The sequence below is a fragment of the Paraburkholderia sp. RL17-337-BIB-A genome (genome assembly GCF_046025895.1).
Taxonomy (GTDB): Bacteria; Pseudomonadota; Gammaproteobacteria; order Burkholderiales; family Burkholderiaceae; genus Paraburkholderia; species Paraburkholderia fungorum_C.
The window spans coordinates 4,006,421-4,023,908 of sequence record NZ_JARESY010000001.1; the positions used below are offsets into that span (position 1 = coordinate 4,006,421).

At 61.1% G+C, this 17,488-nt stretch carries 15 protein-coding genes; 6 read left to right on the top strand and 9 right to left on the bottom strand.

Going from position 1 to position 17,488, the window contains the following annotated elements; all coding sequences use genetic code 11:
* The first annotated feature begins 16 nt into the window (after window positions 1-16).
* Genes ilvA through queF form a run of 3 tightly spaced genes read left to right on the top strand, consistent with a single transcriptional unit; the run spans window position 17 to window position 3,447 of the window.
* Window positions 17-1,699: a threonine ammonia-lyase, biosynthetic gene (gene ilvA / locus P0D84_RS17875; protein WP_408338493.1), complete on the top strand. Its 1,683-nt coding sequence runs from the start codon at window positions 17-19 to the stop codon at window positions 1,697-1,699.
* Window positions 1,700-1,723: 24 nt separating this feature from the next.
* A complete protein-coding gene (locus P0D84_RS17880) occupies window positions 1,724-2,626 on the top strand; it encodes a 5'-nucleotidase (RefSeq protein ID WP_408338495.1) in 903 nt (300 codons plus the stop codon).
* On the top strand, window positions 2,623-3,447 hold the full coding sequence (gene queF / locus P0D84_RS17885) for an NADPH-dependent 7-cyano-7-deazaguanine reductase QueF (RefSeq protein WP_408338497.1): 825 nt from the start codon (window positions 2,623-2,625) through the stop codon (window positions 3,445-3,447). Before P0D84_RS17880 ends, queF begins: the two co-directional genes overlap by 4 nt.
* Window positions 3,448-3,697: 250 nt before the next feature.
* Here queF and P0D84_RS17890 read toward each other — a convergent pair.
* The 4 genes from P0D84_RS17890 to P0D84_RS17905 form a co-directional block, all read right to left on the bottom strand.
* Window positions 3,698-4,833, bottom strand: a protein-coding gene (locus tag P0D84_RS17890; protein ID WP_408333544.1) for an IS3 family transposase whose coding sequence is annotated in 2 segments (ribosomal slippage) — window positions 3,698-4,575 and window positions 4,575-4,833 — 1,137 coding nt in all. Because the reading frame shifts where the segments join, the coding sequence is not laid out codon by codon here.
* An 802-nt stretch (window positions 4,834-5,635) separates the two neighbouring features.
* Window positions 5,636-6,022 carry a RidA family protein gene (locus P0D84_RS17895; RefSeq protein ID WP_028200605.1) on the bottom strand — a complete coding sequence of 129 codons (387 nt, stop codon included), beginning with the start codon at window positions 6,020-6,022 and terminating at the stop codon, window positions 5,636-5,638.
* 79 nt (window positions 6,023-6,101) lie between these two features.
* On the bottom strand, window positions 6,102-7,583 hold the full coding sequence (locus P0D84_RS17900) for an N-acyl-D-amino-acid deacylase family protein (RefSeq protein ID WP_408338499.1): 1,482 nt from the start codon (window positions 7,581-7,583) through the stop codon (window positions 6,102-6,104).
* Window positions 7,584-7,586: 3 nt separating this feature from the next.
* Window positions 7,587-8,477 (bottom strand): MurR/RpiR family transcriptional regulator, encoded by an 891-nt coding sequence (locus P0D84_RS17905; protein ID WP_408338501.1) that lies wholly within the window; start codon window positions 8,475-8,477, stop codon window positions 7,587-7,589.
* 146 nt (window positions 8,478-8,623) lie between these two features.
* Between P0D84_RS17905 and P0D84_RS17910 the strand changes: the two genes are divergently transcribed.
* Window positions 8,624-9,901: an amino acid deaminase gene (locus tag P0D84_RS17910; RefSeq protein WP_408338503.1), complete on the top strand. Its 1,278-nt coding sequence runs from the start codon at window positions 8,624-8,626 to the stop codon at window positions 9,899-9,901.
* 192 nt (window positions 9,902-10,093) lie between these two features.
* Here P0D84_RS17910 and P0D84_RS17915 read toward each other — a convergent pair whose 3' ends face one another.
* Together P0D84_RS17915 and P0D84_RS17920 are read right to left on the bottom strand one after the other, a co-directional pair.
* Window positions 10,094-10,594 carry a MarR family winged helix-turn-helix transcriptional regulator gene (locus tag P0D84_RS17915; RefSeq protein ID WP_408338505.1) on the bottom strand — a complete coding sequence of 167 codons (501 nt, stop codon included), beginning with the start codon at window positions 10,592-10,594 and terminating at the stop codon, window positions 10,094-10,096.
* 30 nt (window positions 10,595-10,624) lie between these two features.
* Window positions 10,625-12,220 (bottom strand): MDR family MFS transporter, encoded by a 1,596-nt coding sequence (locus P0D84_RS17920; protein WP_408338507.1) that lies wholly within the window; start codon window positions 12,218-12,220, stop codon window positions 10,625-10,627.
* A 146-nt stretch (window positions 12,221-12,366) separates the two neighbouring features.
* Here P0D84_RS17920 and P0D84_RS17925 point away from each other — a divergent pair, with 146 nt between their 5' ends.
* A complete protein-coding gene (locus P0D84_RS17925; protein ID WP_408338509.1) occupies window positions 12,367-13,209 on the top strand; it encodes an EcsC family protein in 843 nt (280 codons plus the stop codon).
* Here P0D84_RS17925 and P0D84_RS17930 read toward each other — a convergent pair.
* From P0D84_RS17930 to P0D84_RS17940, 3 genes are all read right to left on the bottom strand, one after another.
* The gene (locus tag P0D84_RS17930; protein ID WP_408338511.1) at window positions 13,179-14,144 is read right to left on the bottom strand and encodes an alpha/beta hydrolase; all 966 of its coding nucleotides are present in this window, start codon (window positions 14,142-14,144) and stop codon (window positions 13,179-13,181) included. The genes P0D84_RS17925 and P0D84_RS17930 overlap by 31 nt on opposite strands.
* A gap of 117 nt (window positions 14,145-14,261) precedes the next feature.
* Window positions 14,262-14,696 (bottom strand): CHRD domain-containing protein, encoded by a 435-nt coding sequence (locus P0D84_RS17935; RefSeq protein ID WP_408338513.1) that lies wholly within the window; start codon window positions 14,694-14,696, stop codon window positions 14,262-14,264.
* A 196-nt stretch (window positions 14,697-14,892) separates the two neighbouring features.
* A complete protein-coding gene (locus P0D84_RS17940) occupies window positions 14,893-16,020 on the bottom strand; it encodes a porin (RefSeq protein ID WP_408338515.1) in 1,128 nt (375 codons plus the stop codon).
* 504 nt (window positions 16,021-16,524) lie between these two features.
* Between P0D84_RS17940 and P0D84_RS17945 the strand changes: the two genes are divergently transcribed.
* Window positions 16,525-17,460, top strand: coding sequence for a LysR family transcriptional regulator (locus P0D84_RS17945; protein ID WP_408338517.1), 936 nt, complete (start codon window positions 16,525-16,527; stop codon window positions 17,458-17,460).
* Window positions 17,461-17,488 lie beyond the last annotated feature (28 nt).

A 17,488-nucleotide genomic window follows, 5' to 3' on the forward strand; every position in this document is an offset into this window, starting at 1 on the left:
CGAGGCCCGACTGCGCATGCGAATAATTACCCGACCGAACGGTCGGGCGACCCTTTGCCGGCGGCCCTCGGGCGCACGTGGAAGGTTCGTTGCCGGTGTGCCGAAGGCCAGAGCGCACACCGTTGGCGCTATCATTGACCCTTTCCCGTCTCACAAAGCGCACCGCGCCACCCGCATGGCTTCCCACGACTATCTAAAGAAAACCCTGACCGCGCGCGTCTACGACGTGGCCCGCGAGACCGAACTCGAACGCGCGCCGAATCTGTCGGCACGGCTGCGCAATCCGGTTTATCTGAAGCGCGAGGACAACCAGCCGGTGTTCTCGTTCAAGGTGCGCGGCGCGTACAACAAGATGGCGCATATTCCGGCGGATGCGCTGGAACGCGGTGTCATTACCGCGTCCGCGGGCAATCATGCGCAGGGCGTGGCGCTCTCGGCGGCACGCATGGGCGTGAAGGCGATCATCGTTGTGCCGGTCACCACGCCGCAGGTAAAAGTCGACGCGGTGCGCGCACATGGCGGCGCGACGGTCGAAGTCGTGCAGTTCGGCGAGTCATACAGCGATGCGTACGGGCACGCGGTCAAGCTGCAGGAAGAGCGTGGGCTGACCTTCGTCCATCCGTTCGACGATCCCTACGTGATCGCCGGCCAGGGCACGGTCGCGATGGAGATTCTGAGCCAGCATCAAGGCCCGATCCACGCGATCTTCGTGCCGATCGGCGGTGGTGGCCTGGCCGCGGGTGTGGCCGCGTATGTGAAATCGGTGCGCCCGGAGATCAAGGTGATCGGCGTGCAGACCGATGACTCGTGTGCGATGGCCGCCTCGCTGAAAGCCGGCGAACGGGTGACGTTAAATGAAGTCGGCCTGTTCTCGGACGGCACGGCGGTGAAGCTCGTCGGTGAAGAAACCTTCCGCCTGTGCAGCGAATATCTCGACGACGTGCTGCTCGTGAATACCGATGCTTTATGCGCGGCGATCAAGGACGTGTTTCAGGACACCCGCAGCGTGCTTGAACCGGCCGGCGCGCTGGCGGTGGCAGGCGCCAAGCAGTATGCCGAGCGCGAAGGTCTCGAGGACCAGACGCTGATCGCGATCACGTCCGGCGCAAACATGAATTTCGACCGCATGCGTTTCGTGGCCGAGCGCGCGGAAGTCGGTGAAGCACGTGAGGCGGTGTTCGCGGTGACGATCCCCGAAGAGCGCGGCAGCTTCCGCCGTTTCTGCGAACTGGTGGGCACGCGCAGCGTCACTGAATTCAACTACCGCATTGCGGACGCGAATTCAGCGCATATCTTTGTGGGCGTGCAGATCAGGAACCGCAGCGAATCGGCGCAGATTGCGGGCGCGTTTGAAGCGCACGGTTTTGCCACCGTTGATCTCACGTTCGATGAACTGTCGAAGCAGCACATCCGTTATATGGTCGGCGGCCGCTCGCCCTTGGCTCACGACGAACGTCTGTTCCGCTTCGAATTTCCCGAACGTCCGGGCGCACTGATGAAGTTTTTATCGTCGATGGCGCCGAACTGGAATATCAGCCTGTTCCACTACCGCAACCAGGGCGCGGACTACAGTTCGATTCTGGTCGGCATCCAGGTGCCGGAGAGCGAGAACAGCGAATTCGAACGCTTTCTGACGACGCTTGGTTATCCGCATTGGGAAGAGACGCAGAATCCCGTGTACCGTTTGTTCCTCGCTTGATCTTTTTGGACTGAAAACGCGCAGATGGCTCTTTCGCTCGTCGACAAACTGGTGGTGGCAATCTCGTCGCGCGCGCTGTTCGACTTCGAGGAAGAGAACTGCGTGTACGAGGCGGGCAACCTGCAGGCGTATGAAGCGCTGCAGCGCGAGCGGCTGGCCGTGCCCGCCAAACCGGGCGTGGCGTTTCCGCTGATCCGCAAACTGCTGGCATTGAATGCCGGCGGCCATCGCGTCGAAGTGGTGATTCTGTCGCGCAGCGATCCGATCAGCGGACTACGCGCATTTCATTCGTGCAGGGAATATGGACTGGCGATCGAGCGCGGGGTGTTCACCCGTGGACGCGCGCCCTTCGGCTATCTGAAGCCGTTGAACGCCTCGCTGTTTTTGTCCGCGAATCAGGACGACGTGCGCGACGCTTTGGCTGCTGGCTTTCCGGCCGCACGGGTCTTGCCCGAATCGGCCAAAATGGCAAGCAAGTATCCGGACGAGATCCGGATTGCTTTCGACGGCGACGCCGTGCTGTTTTCCGACGAAGCCGAGCGCGTGTTTCAGAAGGATGGCCTGCGAGCGTTTGTTGGCCATGAGATTCACAACAAGGATTTACCGCTCGCGGATGGCCCTTTGAAGCCGCTGCTCGAAGCGCTGCACCGGTTGCAGAAACTCGCGGACGAAGCCGCACCGATGCATATTCGTACGGCATTGGTGACGGCGCGCTCGGCCCCGGCGCATGAGCGCGCGATCCGCACATTGATGGCGTGGAACATTGAAATCGACGAAGCGATGTTCCTCGGCGGCCTCGACAAGAGCGCATTTTTGCGCGAGTTCGAGCCGGACTTTTTCTTCGACGACCAAATTCGCCATTGCGAATCGGCCCGCGTCGTGACGGCGACGGGGCACGTGCTGAGTGGCATCGTGAACGCATCATGACACCCGAACAATCACCGCTGGGTAAGGCTTCTACTTACACTGAACAATACGACGCTGCGCTGCTCTTTCCGATTGCCAGGAAGCATGCACGCGAGGCGATTGGAATTGGCGCGCAGTTGCCGTTCTTCGGCACGGACATCTGGAATGCTTACGAGCTTTCCTGGCTGAATGCACGTGGCAAACCGCAGATTGCAGTGGCGACTTTTTTTGTACCGGCTGATTCGCCGAACATTGTCGAGTCGAAGTCGTTCAAGCTATATCTGGGGTCATTTGCGCAGACGGCTTTTGAATCGATGGAAATGGTGCGTGACACGATCAAGCGGGATGTTTCCGCTTCTTGCGGCGCGACTGTTTCTGTCCATCTGACTGCGCCGTATGAGTTCGGCAAGTTGCAGATGGAAGAGTTTGAAGGCTTGTCGCTGGATCGGTTGGATCTGGATACGGATGTTTATCAGCCTGACGCTTCATTGCTGAAGGCCGCGCTCGATGAAGCGCCGGTTGAGGAGACTTTGTTTTCCAACTTGCTGAAGTCGAATTGTCCGGTGACCGGGCAGCCTGACTGGGGTACCGTGCAGATTCATTACGTTGGGCCGCAGATCGATCATGCGGGTTTGCTGAGGTATATCATTTCCTATCGGAATCACACTGGGTTTCATGAACAGTGTGTTGAGAAGATATTTCTTGATGTGCTTAAGGCCTGCCGGCCGGTTAAGCTTGCGGTTTATGCGCGCTACACGCGGCGCGGGGGGCTTGATATTAATCCGTTCCGGACGAATTATAATTTGCCGATGCCGGATAATATGCGGTTGGCGCGGCAATAAGGGGTTGAGTAGGGGGGGTTGCCTGCGGCGATTTTTTGGTTGTTGGCCTTTTCTTGGGCTAGTTGCCTGTTCGGCTGGTTGCCTACGGCGTTGGCCTTTCCTTGATCTGGTTGCCTGCTCGGGCCTTGTTTGTCTGTGCTTTTATGGCGTTGGCCTTTCCTTGAATTGTTATTGGGCTATTAGCGTCGCCCCTGTGCGGGGCGGGCACTGTAGTGGTCAAGTAAAATTGGACACCCGGAAAGGGGCATTTCTAAAAAAGTGACGCTTCACATCGTGCCGGCGGTTGTCCGCCTGCTGCAGAATGGATGCGACGGTGGTTATAAAAGTCGTCGATGTAAGCCTCAATGTCGCGTTCGGCATGCGCGTGATCACGGTACCCTTTGTCGTCGATCCATTCGCCTTTCAGGCTTCTAAAGAAACGCTCCACCGGCGCGTTATCCCAGCAGTTCCCCTTTCTACTCATACTCTGGACGATGCCGTTTGCCTTCAGTTCGTTCGTGAAGTGCGCGCTGGTGTACTGGCATCCCTGATCCGAGTGGAACATCAGGCCTGGCGACGGACTGCGCCGCTCCAGGGCCTGCTGCAACGCCCTGATCACCAGCGCTGTATCAGGCATCAGCCCCAACGACCAGCCGACGATACGGCGCGAATACAGGTCCATCACGATGGCAAGATAAGACCAACCCTGAAGCGTCCTCACATACGTAATGTCGCCTGCCCATACCTGATTGATGGCCGGCGGCTCGAAGTTACGGTCCAGCAGATTAGGCACCACCTGCGCCTGCTCATTGCTCTTCGGATAGCGATGTGTGCGCTTTCTGGTGACCACCAGTTGTGCCTGCCGCATCAGCGTGCCGGCACGATAACGACCTACCGCGTGACCACGTTTTCGCAACTCCTGCGACATCCTGCGGCTCCCATAACTGCCGCGGGTTTCGCGATGAATTTCCCGTGCGGCCGCTATCTGCTGGCAAGGCGCCGCACTCTTCGACGTGCGCCCGGCAAACGCGTAATAGCTGCTAGGCGCAACATTCATCACCCGGCACATCGCCCTCACAGGCCAGACCTTCTTCAGTGACTGGATCACTTCGGGAAGCGATCCATTTCCTTGACGAAGAAGGCCGTGGACTTTTTTAGTATGTCGCGCTCCCGTTCCAGATCGGCGACCCGGGCTTCGAGTTCGCGGATGCGGCGCGCATCGGCCTCTATCTCCAGTTGTGTACGCGGCGCTCTGACCTGCTCAGCGCGCCACAGCGTCACCCAGCGGCGCAACGCCGTGTCGCCCACGCCCAGCGCCTCACACGCCTGCGCATAGGAATAGCCCCTGCTGACCACCAGCTGGACCGCTTCTGCCTTCAATTCGTCGGGAATGTTCCGTCTGCTCATTTCTCACCTCAGTTGGAGAATTATCCCCTTTAGAGGTGTCCAGGATCATTGAACCACTACACACCTACTTTTCTTTGCCTGCCGCAAAGAAAAGTAGGCAAAAGAAAGCGGCTCACACCGCTAGCTCATAAGCGGGTCCCCCGCACAGTCGCGGTAGTGGTGCATCTGGAATCTGTGTTCTCGCACATTCGGCATCAGTGACACAGCCGTCATACTTCCGGCGGCGCTGCGCGCGCCGTAGCGCATTTCTTAAAACCGCCCGCTACGTTTTCGCACTCACACTTCATTCGGCGTACTAAAGCGACCTGTATCCTTTTTTACGCCTCTGCATCTCTGCATCTCTGCATCTCTGCATCTCTGCGTCTCTGCGCTTGCACACTCATTCTTCTTCTCATTTGCTTCTTCGGCGCAGTAGCTTGTGCGCATCGCCGAGGCGAAGCCGACGGCCCCCACCGTGCCCAAACGAAGCCGGGGGTTTTTGATAGACCCTTCCGGCGAGCACGTAGTGCGAGGCGGGAAGTATGACTGCTTTGTCACTCGCGCTGAATGTGCGAGAACACAGATTCCAGATGCACCACTACCGCAACTGTGCGGGGGACCCGCTTATGAGCTAGCGGTGTGAGCCGCTTTCTTTTGCCTACTTTTCTTTGCGGCAGGCAAAGAAAAGTAGGTGCCCGCCCCGTACAGGGGCGACACTAATAGACCAATAACAATTCAAGGAAAGGCCAACACCATAAAAGCACAGACATAAACCCCGCAAAAGGCCAAAATCCTATCCACCGCCAACGGCAAAAGAACCGCCCTAAGCCGAAGGCTTCTTATAGGCAACGCAATCAACCTCCACCCGACAATCAATCACCATCGAAGAAACCACACAAGCCCGCGCAGGCGGATTCTCCCCAAAATACTCCCGAAACACCTTATTGAAAGAAGCGAAATCCCGCGGATCATCAAGCCACACGCCGCAGCGGACAACATGCTCCGCCCCATACCCGGCTTCCTTCAAAATAGCGAACACGTTCTGAATCGCCTTGTGCGATTGCTCAACGATGCCACCGTTGATCACCTCACCGTTTTCCATCGGCGTCTGCCCGGACACGAACAGCCAGCCATCCGCTTCGACTGCCCGAGCAAAGGGCATATGTTGCCCACCCGTCCCCTTGCCACCTTCAACGCCATATCGCTTCATCATTCAGCTCCTTAAAAAGTCCGGCAGGCGGCGCAAGCCACGCCACAACCGCGTGCCACATCAATCAGAAAACAAACAATCAAAACGCGCCGTGTGCATCACCCTTCGACGCCGCGCCGCGCGCCACAAAATGCCCTGCCCGCTCGCCAGTCACAGCTCCATCGCGGTAAGTCAGCACGCCATTCACCCACACCGCGTCGATGCCATCCGCCGCCTGCTGCGGCTTTTCAAACGTCGCCGCGTCGCGCACCCTGGCCGGATCGAACAACACCAGATCCGCGTGATAACCAATATGCACCTCGCCCCGCTGCGCCAGACCAAAGCGGCGCGCCGACAAGCTGGTCATCTTGCGCACCGCCTCTTCGAGCGGCAGCAACTTCGCATCGCGCGCGTAATGCCCAAGCACGCGCGGAAACGCGCCCCACAAGCGCGGATGCGGCAATGGATCGTTCGGCAGACCATCTGAGCCGACCATCGTCGCGGGATGCGAAAGGATGCGGCGCACGTCATCCTCGGACATGTTGTGATACACCGCGCCAGCCGGCTGCAAGCGCTTGCCCGCCTCCTGCTGCGTGACGCCCCACTCGGCGGCAATCTCCTTGATCAGCTTGCCCGCCATCTCGGGATGCGGCTCTGACCAGGTGATCGTAATGTCGATGTCGCCGGTCACCTGCTTCACGTCGAGCGTCGACGAACTGCGGTTATACGGATAGCAGTCGCAACCGATCGGCTGCAGACGACGCGCGCCTTCGAGCGAGTTCAGCACCTCCTCGCTGCGCCCCCAGTTAGATGGCCCCGCGCACTTCAAATGCGAAATCACCACCGGCACATGCGCGTGACGGCCCACGCGGTAAGCCTCGTCCATCGCATCGAGAATCGCGTCGAATTCGGTGCGCATGTGCGTGGTGTACAACGCGCCGGCAGCGGCGAGCGGCTCGGCCAACGCCATCACTTCCTCGGTCGGCGCGGAGAAAGCGGAGCCATATGCGAGTCCAGAGCTCAGGCCCAGCGCACCGTTCGACAACGCTTCTTCGAGCTGCGCGCGCATCCCGTCGATTTCTTCCGCGCTCGCCGCGCGATCGAGCCGGTCCATCTGATTGCTGCGCAACGCCGTGTGCCCAATCAGCGCGCCGACATTCACCGCTGGGCGCGCGGCGTTCACCGCTTCAACGTACGCAGCGAAAGTCGGGTATTGAAACGCGTCGCGCTCGCCAAGAAGGTTCATCGGATCAGGCGGATCGCCCTTCAACAAAACCGGCGACGCGCTGATCCCGCAATTGCCGACGATCACCGTCGTCACGCCCTGAGTAATCTTCGGCAGCATTTGCGGCGAACGGATCACGTGCGTGTCGTCGTGCGTATGAACGTCGATGAAGCCCGGCGCCAGCGCGCGGCCATTGGCCTCGATTACCTCTTCGGCGAGCCAGTTCGACAGATTGCCGATCGCGGCAATGCGGCCGTCACGGATCGCCACGTCGCGTTCGACCGGCGGCGCGCCCGTGCCGTCGTACAGTTGCGCGCCGACAATCAGCGTGTCGGCGGCTTCGGGATGCGAATGCATGAATCAGTCTCCTAACGGTTGTCGATCGCCGCCGCCACGGTGCGCGTCGAGCGCGTGCTTCATGCGGCGCAGCAATTCGCGGCTCTCGTCACCCTGACTGACGGCGAGTTCGGTGACGAGCACATCGAGCGCCATCATCATCGCGTAGCGCGACGACGACGGCTTGTAAATGAAATCGGTTTCAAAGGCGACGATCGGGATCACCCAATCGGCCAGTTTGGCAAGCGGCGACGCCGGTGCGGTCAGCGCGATCACGGTCGCGCCGTAGCTGCGCGCGATCTTGCAGTTCTCGACCATCTCGGGCACGCGCCCGGTAGTGGATAGCGCCAGCACCACGCACTCGCGCGACACGGTGCTCGCCACCATGCGCTGCAGCAAGCCGTCCTGATAGGTCGCGACTGGCCGGCCGAGACGCACGAGCCTGAAGCGCATCTCGTCGGCCAATGCGGTCGAACCGCCGCCCATGCCGAATACGTAGATCATCCGCGCGGCGCGTAACGCGGTCGCCGCTTCATCGAAAGGCGCCTGGCGTAGCAACTGGTGGTTATGGGCAAGCGCGGTCTGCACTTCGTCGAACACGCGAGTCGCAATCGGCTCGGGCGCGTCGGTAGCTGCGCCCGCTTGCAGGAAGCGCTGGCCGACGGCGGCCGCCTGCGCGAGCCGCAACTTCAATTCCCGCACATCACGGCAACCCACCGCCTTGGCAAAGCGCGTCACGGTCGCAACGCTCACCTCCGCCTGCTGCGCAAGCGCGCCGATGCTGGCGCGCGACGCGCCGGTCAGATCGTCGAGAATCAGCGCCGCGACCTTGCGTTCGGCAGAACGCAGTTCCGGCGCACACTCGGCGATGCGCGCGACGATGTCGAAGGTCAGCGGTTCGGCGGTTGAGTTCATTGCAGACTGTGGGAGGCCGCGCGGACGCTTACAAACAGCCTCCGGCAAACTGTGGTACTAAATAACATTTCTTCAAGCATCGTACTTTCGGTAACATACGAAAGTCAACTTTGATTCAATTTAACTGGACGATGGAGCAGGGAAACATGAAAGTTACAAACTATCAGGGCGCAGCGATTGATCCTTATAGCAAGGGCTTGGGCATGGTTCCCGGCGCCAGTATCCAGCTCACGGATGCCCCGCGTCTCGAGTGGAATCTGCTGAACGAAGACGTGAGCCTGCCCGCCGCCGTGCTGTACGCGGATCGTGTGGAACACAACCTGAAATGGATGCAGGCATTCGTCGCGGAATACGGCGTCAAGCTCGCGCCGCACGGCAAAACCACCATGGCGCCGCAGTTGTTCCGCCGCCAGCTGGAAACCGGCGCGTGGGGGATCACGCTCGCCACCGCGCATCAGGTGCGCGCGGCCTATCACGGCGGCGTATCGCGAGTCCTGATGGCCAATCAGCTGGTTGGCCGCCGCAACATGATGATGGTCGCCGAGTTGCTAAGCGACCCCGATTTCGAGTTCTTCTGCCTCGTCGATTCGGTCGAAGGCGTCGAGCAGTTGGGCGAGTTTTTCAAGTCGGTGAACAAGCAACTGCAAGTGCTGCTCGAACTCGGCGTGCCGGGCGGCCGCACGGGTGTACGTGACGAAGCGCAGCGCAACGCGGTGCTCGAGGCGATCGCGCGCTACCCGAATGTGTTGAAGCTGGCGGGCGTCGAGTTGTATGAGGGCGTGCTCAAGGAAGAGCACGAAGTGCGCGAGTTCTTGCAGAGCGCCGTCGCGGTAACGCGCGCGCTTGTCGAGGAAGGACGTTTTGCCCGCACGCCGGCCGTCTTGTCAGGCGCTGGCTCCGCCTGGTACGACGTCGTCGCCGAAGAATTCGCGAAGGCCTCGGAGAGCGGCAAGGTGGAAGTGGTGCTGCGGCCAGGCTGCTATCTGACGCATGACGTCGGCATCTACCGCAAAGCGCAGACGGACATTTTCGCCCGCAATCCGGTCGCGAAGAAAATGGGCGAAGGCCTGTTGCCGGCACTGCAACTATGGGCGTATGTGCAGTCGATCCCGGAACCGGATCGCGCGATCATCGGCCTCGGCAAACGCGATTCCGCTTTCGACGCGGGCATGCCTGAACCGTCGCGCCATTATCGTCCGGGCACCGAAGCGCCGCGCGATATCGCGGCGAGCGAAGGCTGGGAGATTTTCGGTTTGATGGACCAGCACGCGTATCTGCGGATTCCCGCCGGTGCCGATCTGAAGGTGGGCGACATGATCGCGTTCGACATCTCGCACCCGTGCCTGACGTTCGACAAGTGGCGTCAGGTGCTGGTGGTCGATCCGTCGTATCGCGTTACGGAAGTGATCGAAACGTTCTTCTGAACTTGGTGCAAACCGTGACGCACCCCGGCGCGCTTCTTCGCAAGGTGGCGCGCTTCTCATGACGTCTATGAGATTGGCGTGAGTCGTGGTGCCGGGTCGTGCGGTTTGCGGCGGCCGCGGCGTTTGATCGGCCGCGCCTTCCTCCGTCACGCGCTAGAGCGCCGAATCATTGGCAGCCGAGTCGGGCGCTTGCTAAAGCGCCGGGTCACCGCCGCCGGCGGCAGGCGGTTGCGCAGCAGCGGCAGCGGGCGAAGCGTTAGCCGTGGCCGCCACTTCACCGATTCGCGCCTCCAGCATCTTCAGCGCGCCCGACAGCGCGCTCAGCGCGTCGTCCGGCAGCGCGGCCATCGTGTCGTGCAGAAATGCGTTGCGGCGCGGCAGGCTGGCTTCGGTCGCCGACCTCCCCGCTTCGGTCAAACGCACATTGGTCACGCGGTTATCGCGCGTATCCATGCTGCGCGCAATCCAGCCTAACCCCTCCAGCGTTTTCAGCTGCCGCGTGAGCGCACCCGGATCGACGCGCAAGCGTTCGACCAGGCGCTTCTGCGACGACTCGCCGGCTTGCTCGTGCAGCGCGAGCAGAATGCGCCAGCGCGGCAATGGCTGGCCAACCTGGGCTTCGAACGCCGACATGAACGTCCGATAAGTGCGGCCGAATTGTTGCATCACGGCGACGCGGTCCTGTTCTTCCATGATCTATCAGTGAAACGGTAAGGCTAAAAATCAATCCGCGTGAATCACCGGCTCGATCTTGCGCTGAAGCTTGATCGGCGGCACACGGCGGCTTTGCCACACGGACACCACGGCGATGATCGCCGCGAGCGCGAGACCCAGATGAATCGCCGCGACGAGTGTCTCGCGCGCACCCTCGAGTAGCATCGCGCCGTTATGGCCCGCATGCGTCAGTTGGCCGAGCAAGGTGTCTTGCGCGTCGCGATTGATCAGGATTTGCGGGTCGCCGAGATCGGGGAACCACTGCGACGCGTGGTCGTTCTCCAGCATGCTGCGCACGCCGCTCGCGTACATATGGCTGACCAGCGTGCCGGTCAGTGCCGTGCCGACCATCCCGCCGATCATCCGCAGCGACTGCATCAGCGCGGTGGCGATACCGAGATGTTCGCGGCCGGCTGTCTGCTGCGCGAAGATCGTCAGATTCGGCATCACGAAGCCGAGACCGAGACCGCCGAGCATCATGAACGACATCAACAGCCATTGCGGCATGGAGCGCGTCGCGACGACCACGCCGAGGCACGCCAGCGCAAGCAGCACGAAACCGATGTACAGCATCAGATTGGGGTTACGCACACGCGAGACGATGCGGCCGTTGGCGATACTGCCGATCGTGATGAACACGACCAGCGGTGTAATGACGAGCCCCGCTTCTTTCGGCGACATCCCGAAACCGCCCTGGAACAGCAACGGTGCGTAGAACAACAGTGAGAACATCGTGAAGCCGCCCAGCACGGCGAGCGTGAAGAGCGCTGCCAGACTGCGGTTGCGGAACATGTCGACCGGCAGGATCGCCGTGGGGCAACGCTTTTCCCACTGCCACACGCCGTATGCCGAGGCAATGCTCAGTGCAAGCAGCGCGAAGGCGCTCAACGTGACGCCGTGCTTCGGCAGCAACTCGACGAACAGTTGCAGCGAGCCGAGCGCCACCGCGATCAGCAGCGCGCCCGGCCAGTCGAGCCGCATCTTGCCTTCGTGCTCGACATGCCGCAGATGCGGCAGAAAGCGCCAGACGAAAAACAGCGACAACAAGCCGACCGGCAGATTCACATAGAACACCGAGCGCCAGCCGTAGTACTGCGTGAGAAAACCGCCGAGCGACGGTCCCACCGCATTGGCGATACCGAACGCCGAACTCATCAGCACCTGCCAGCGCAGCCGCACGACCGAGTCGGGAAAGAGATCAGGAATGCACGCGAAGGCGGTGCCCACCAGCATGCCGCCGCCAATGCCCTGCAAGCCGCGCGCGAGAACGAGGAACAGCATGTTGTTGGCGGCACCGCACAGCACCGAAGCCCCCGTGAACACGACGATCGAGGCGATCACGAACGGCTTGCGCCCGTAGTAATCGCCGAGCCGGCCAAAGATCGGCACGGTGATGACCGAGGTCAGCAGATACGACGTGGCGACCCACGCGTAAAGCTCGAAACCCTTCAGTTCCGCAACGATCGTGGGCAACGCAGTGCCGACCACGGTCTGGTCGAGGGCGACCAGCATCGTGACGAACGAAATGCCGAGCATTGCCAGCAGCGATTCACGGAAAGGTAAAACTTGCCCACTCGAATGGTGGGCCGCGGTGTGGACAGCCATTTTTGATAGTGCAACAGTTGACTGGTCAATCGATCGGGGAATCATACCATGAGACAAGGCTCTAAGCTGGAGCCCGCCGATGCGGATTCATCGCGTCGGTAATCGACTGAAGAAAGAACACAACACACATGACGCCAGGGAGGCATATGGAGCCCAGTTCGCTCGCAACGCGATCGTTATCGGATGAAGACCTGCGCGCGCTGCGACGTGCGAAACACGAACTGGAGAGCCCCGCGCTGGCGATGAAACTGGCCAGCATTGTCGGTTCGCCACTTGAGAAGCTGCTCTCGCGCATGCCGGCTTTTGCTAATGAAAAGGTCACGGATGCAACGGAGCTAGCCTTGCGCAAGTGTCTCTCGATTGCGCTGCGCACACTTGGGCGGCAGGCCGGCGCCTCGCCGCTGATCGTGCCCGACAAGCCGAGCAACCTGTTGCACAAGTTCGCCGTGGCTACCACCGGGGCGGCCGGCGGCGCATTCGGCCTGTTCGCGCTACCCGTCGAGTTACCGGTCACGACCACGCTGATGTTCCGCTCGATCTGCGACGTCGCGCGCAGCGAGGGCGAGGATCTGACCTCGATCGACACGCAGTTGCAGTGCCTGACGGTGCTCGGCATGGGCGGCACCTCGAAAACCGACGACGACGCCGACTTCGGCTACTTCATCATGCGCGGCGCACTGGCGCAGGCGGTATCGAAAGCTTCATCCGAAATCGCGACCAAAGGCTTCACCGCGCATGGATCCGCAGCATTGCTGCGCCTGCTCAACACGATTGCCGCGCGCTTTTCGGTGCAGGTTAGCGAGCAGATCGCCGCCAAGTCGATTCCGGCGATCGGCGCGGTGCTCGGCGCGATGGTCAATACGGTGTTCATCGACCACTTCCAGCAGGTTGCGCACGGCCACTTCACCGTGCGTCGGCTGGAACGGCAATACGGCCAGGAAACGGTCGAAGCCGCCTATCAGGCAATTGATGTGACGCTGGACGGCTGAGCGGCCCTCGTCGTGCCGCTCGTTACACGCCGCACGAAAGTCGCGGCGCGGTCGAGCGCGCGGTTCGCCTCGGGAATGAACGGAGAGAACAGCGGCCAGACGTGCGGCATCTTCTTCCACACTTCGAGTTCGCAGTCGACGCCTGCCGCGCGCGCCTTGTCGGCGACGCGTTGCGAGTCATCGAGCAATACCTCGGTGCTGCCCGCCATGATGAAGAGCGGCGGTAAACCGCTCAGGTCTGCATAGACCGGCGAAGCGAACGGATGCGTGGCGGACGTGTCGCCCAGATAAACCTTTGCCGCGCGCGCGATGGCCGGGCCGCTGAACATGGGATCGAGACCGTCGTTGCTGCGGATGGTGGCGCCGGCTGCGGCCAGGTCGGTCCACGGCGAGAACAGCAGACAGCCTGCCGGCAAAGGATCGCCGGCGTCGCGCAGCGCGACCAGCGTGGCGAGCGCAAGGCCGCCGCCCGCTGAATCGCCCGATATGACGATCGACTCGGGCGGCGTACCGTCTGCGACCAGTTGGCGGTAGGCGGCGCTCGCATCGTCGAGCGCGGCCGGAAAGCGATGCTCGGGGGCGAGACGATAGTCGAGTGAAAAAATCGAGGTGTTGGCGCGCGTCGCCAGACCATATACGAGCGAGCGATGCGTACGCGGCGAACAGAAGTAGTAGCCGCCGCCGTGGCAATACAGTACGGTCGGACCGTTCGCGGCAACCGATACGCCGTCAGCGCGCTCGATCCACTCACCGTGCAGCGGCCAATCGTGTAGCCCGTACGCTTCGCGCAGACGCCAACCGGCCGGCACGCGCGGCGACCAGGCGCGTTTGGCCGTCAGCGCACGCGCTTTCTCCACGTTGACGCCTGGTTTCAAGGTTTCCGGTCGAAACTGCCTACGCAGATACCAGCATGCGAGTGCACTTTGCCAGCTCATCGGGACACGCTCCTTCGATAGTGTCCCGTCATGGTACGTGCGTTCGCCGCAGCGCCGGTGAACGACGGCTTCTAATCCTGAAAAAGCGCGCGCCACCGGGTAAGGCTTTCTTTGTGCCTAGTTAGCCGGCAAGACCTGCCCGCGAATCTCGCCCATTGGATTCTGTGCGGTATGCACGTTGAAGTACCACTGCCCCGCCATGAGATCCGTCACCTGCTGTTCGGTGAGCGCCGCCGATCCTTTGATCGGGCTCGCGAGCACGTCCTTCCCAATCGGCACCTGGATCTTGGCGTTCTGCCCGACCGGCGCGGGACCGTGGAAATGCGCGGCGGTTGCCGGGCCGCTCAGCCCTTCATAGGTGACGGTCCATTGCAGGGACTTGGTCGACGTATCGAACGTGGCGTTCACCATGCCGTGCCCGTGACTCACGCGCGGCGGCACTTCGCTCGACGGCTCGAGATCGGCCTTCAACGCCACCGTGTCCGCGAAGGCGACGCCCGACGCCAACGCCCACACCACCACCGCAAAATTCAGTTTTCGAAGCGAAATCATGGTCTTCTCCGGACTTTGATGCATCGCCGCCCCGACATTTCGGACACGCGCGAAGCAACCACATACTAGTGCAAATCCGTCGAGCCTGTTTGCGCAAGGGGCGATGCGACAAGGTCGCCTTCGCCGCGCGCACGCCAATAAAAAAAGCACCGCGAGCGGTGCTTTTCCTTCCACCATTGATGCTTCAGAAGCCGCTTTAGAAGCGGTGACGGATACCCGTCGTCACGACCACCTGGTTCTTGTTCGACGACGGTGCGTCGGTGCCGAACACTTGCGCGCCGACCGTGTTGCCGTTCGCGCCGATATGCGCCACGCCTTCGGCATACAGATCGGTGCGGCGCGACAGCGCGTAGTCCGCCTGCAGACCGAACTGGTTCCAGTGGCTCGAACCGTTCTGCACGCCCGGCGTGTTCTGCACCGCCTGCGTGTACGTGTACGCCGCGCCGAGCGAGAACGCCGGCGTCAGGTTGTAATGCGCGTTGACTTCGTAGTTGCTGTAACGCACGGAGGCGTCGTCGTATGCAAAGTTAAAGCGGCTTTGCGTGTACACCAGACCGACCGTTGCCGGACCGAACGCGTAGCTGCCGCCCGCGCCCCACGTACGCTGCCGCTGACGTTCACCCGCCACACCGAGGTTCGGTGCGCCGTCCTGGATCGCGCCATTCGCGTTGCCGCCGAGACCTTGCGCCTGGAGGTAACCGGCCGCCAACTTCAGGCCACCGTTCGAATAGCCCATGCCTGCGCTGTAAGCGCGATCGTTGGCGAATGCGCCTGCCTGGTTCGAGAAGGCGTACAAGCCGCTGAACGAGAAGCCGTCATAGTTCGCGCTCTGGAACTTCACCGAGTTGTTGATGCGCATCGACGCATTGGCGTTGTCGTTATCGCCGCGATGGGCGAAGTACGTGCCACCCCACGTGCCGGTCGCCGTCAGCGGGCCCAGATAGTCGACCACGGCGTCATACTGACGACCCAGCGTCACCGTGCCGTAGTCGCTCGAGATACCCGCAAACGCCTGGCGGCCGAAGCTGCGGCCACTTTGTGCGGTCGTGCCGTTGGCCAGACTGAAGCCGTTTTCCAACGTGAAGACTGCCGCGTAACCGCCGCCGAGATCTTCACGACCGCGCATGCCCCAACGGCTGCCAGACAGATTGCCGCTCGTCAGGCCATACGAAGCGCCGTGCTTCGACGCATCGCTAGCCGTTACTTCATTGTTCACGTAGGTGAAGCCGGCATCGACGACGCCATAGAGTGTCACGCTGCTTTGCGCATTGGCGGCGCCAGCGAACGTTGCGGAGACCGCCGCGAGAATCAGGATCTTTTTCATGTTGTTCCAATAACGTGTGATTACTGAGTCTTCGACTCGATTTATTTGCACAGCGCGATGGCACGCTGAGGACGAACTGCATCCCAAGCGTTCAGCAAACCGGCTCGATATGCAGGCCGGAGTTTAGGTGTCCAACTTTTGGGGGCACCACGCGCAATCGCACAAAATATTTTTTGAATTATTCGAAAAATCGCCGTGACAAGATCGGCAAGCCTTGAGCCGCAAGGCCATCTATTTATCTCCTTTTATATTTAGCGATACTTATCTAATTAAAGCGTTGCAAGCTCACCACATCACGCATTAGGAAGCCTCTCAATGCCTTTTCGGCTGGTTCTTGTGGCGGTTAGCTCTTGCTGCGAATACCATCGCTCGTTTCTTGCGTGAGGCGCGTTAGCGCTTCGCGTCGTGAGCCCCTTTTCGCAACCTGCGCGCGACCACCCGACGTTCAACCGAACCCGGCAACTCCGCGCACTCAGGCGCTTCCGCTCAAGCCCCATCACCACAATGAATCAGTTGCAAGCCATGCGCGTCTTTCTGAAAGTCGCCGATAACGGTTCTTTCGGGCGGGCAGCGGCGAGTCTGGATCTCTCCAATGCGGTGGTGACACGCTATGTCGCCCTACTCGAAACGCACCTCGATACGCGGCTCGTCAACCGCACCACGCGCAGCCTGTCGCTGACCGAAGCCGGACTCGCCTATGCCGAGGGCTGCCGGCAACTGCTCGATCAACTGGAAGCGATAGAGTCCAGCGTCTCTCAAAGTGCGAACGATCCGTCCGGCACGCTGAAACTCGTGGCTGTCGCGTCATTCTCATTATTTGGGCTCACGCCGCTGCTGCAGCGTTATCGTTTGCAGTGCCCCCGCGTCAAACTCTCGGTCACCCTGCTGCATCGGCCGGTGGATCTGATTGAAGAGGGGTTTGACGTCGGCATCGTGGTGCCTGGACAGGTGAGCGGCGGCACGTTGATCAAGCGAGCCCTATTCAAGGTCCGCTCGGTGGCGGTTGCCTCTCCCGCCTACCTCGCTGCTCGGGGTACGCCGTGCGCCCCGGTCCAGCTTGCTGCACACCCATTTCTGGCGCCATCAGCCAATGTTCATAGCGCGGAGTGGTGTTTCGTCGACGCCAGCGAAACAGAAGTCACCGTCAATATGGAGGCCGCCTACGCGGTCAACAACGCCGTGATGTTGCGCCAGGCGGCGCTCGCCGACATGGGCATTACCATCCTGCCGGAGAATCAGGTTTCGGCGGACCTGTTGAGCGGTGCGCTCGTGCAGGTGCTGCCGGGCTATCGAATCAAAGGCGCGGACAAGGAAGTCTCGTTGGTGTATCCCGGGCGCCGGCACGTGTCCGCCAAGACACGATCGTTTGTCGAATTCACCGTCGACTACTTCCGAAACAGAGCCGGATCGACGCTTTCATCGATATTTCCAAACAGTTAATTGCGCATTTCGTGATAAATCTTTTGCG

Coding starts and splice junctions, on each gene's coding strand:
- ilvA (WP_408338493.1), top strand. CDS start 17: ATGCGAATAATTACCCGACCGAACGGTCGGGCGACCCTTTGCCGGCGG.
- P0D84_RS17880 (WP_408338495.1), top strand. CDS start 1,724: ATGGCTCTTTCGCTCGTCGACAAACTGGTGGTGGCAATCTCGTCGCGC.
- queF (WP_408338497.1), top strand. CDS start 2,623: ATGACACCCGAACAATCACCGCTGGGTAAGGCTTCTACTTACACTGAA.
- P0D84_RS17895 (WP_028200605.1), bottom strand. CDS start 6,022: ATGAAGCGATATGGCGTTGAAGGTGGCAAGGGGACGGGTGGGCAACAT.
- P0D84_RS17900 (WP_408338499.1), bottom strand. CDS start 7,583: ATGCATTCGCATCCCGAAGCCGCCGACACGCTGATTGTCGGCGCGCAA.
- P0D84_RS17905 (WP_408338501.1), bottom strand. CDS start 8,477: ATGAACTCAACCGCCGAACCGCTGACCTTCGACATCGTCGCGCGCATC.
- P0D84_RS17910 (WP_408338503.1), top strand. CDS start 8,624: ATGAAAGTTACAAACTATCAGGGCGCAGCGATTGATCCTTATAGCAAG.
- P0D84_RS17915 (WP_408338505.1), bottom strand. CDS start 10,594: ATGGAAGAACAGGACCGCGTCGCCGTGATGCAACAATTCGGCCGCACT.
- P0D84_RS17920 (WP_408338507.1), bottom strand. CDS start 12,220: ATGGCTGTCCACACCGCGGCCCACCATTCGAGTGGGCAAGTTTTACCT.
- P0D84_RS17925 (WP_408338509.1), top strand. CDS start 12,367: ATGGAGCCCAGTTCGCTCGCAACGCGATCGTTATCGGATGAAGACCTG.
- P0D84_RS17930 (WP_408338511.1), bottom strand. CDS start 14,144: ATGAGCTGGCAAAGTGCACTCGCATGCTGGTATCTGCGTAGGCAGTTT.
- P0D84_RS17935 (WP_408338513.1), bottom strand. CDS start 14,696: ATGATTTCGCTTCGAAAACTGAATTTTGCGGTGGTGGTGTGGGCGTTG.
- P0D84_RS17940 (WP_408338515.1), bottom strand. CDS start 16,020: ATGAAAAAGATCCTGATTCTCGCGGCGGTCTCCGCAACGTTCGCTGGC.
- P0D84_RS17945 (WP_408338517.1), top strand. CDS start 16,525: ATGAATCAGTTGCAAGCCATGCGCGTCTTTCTGAAAGTCGCCGATAAC.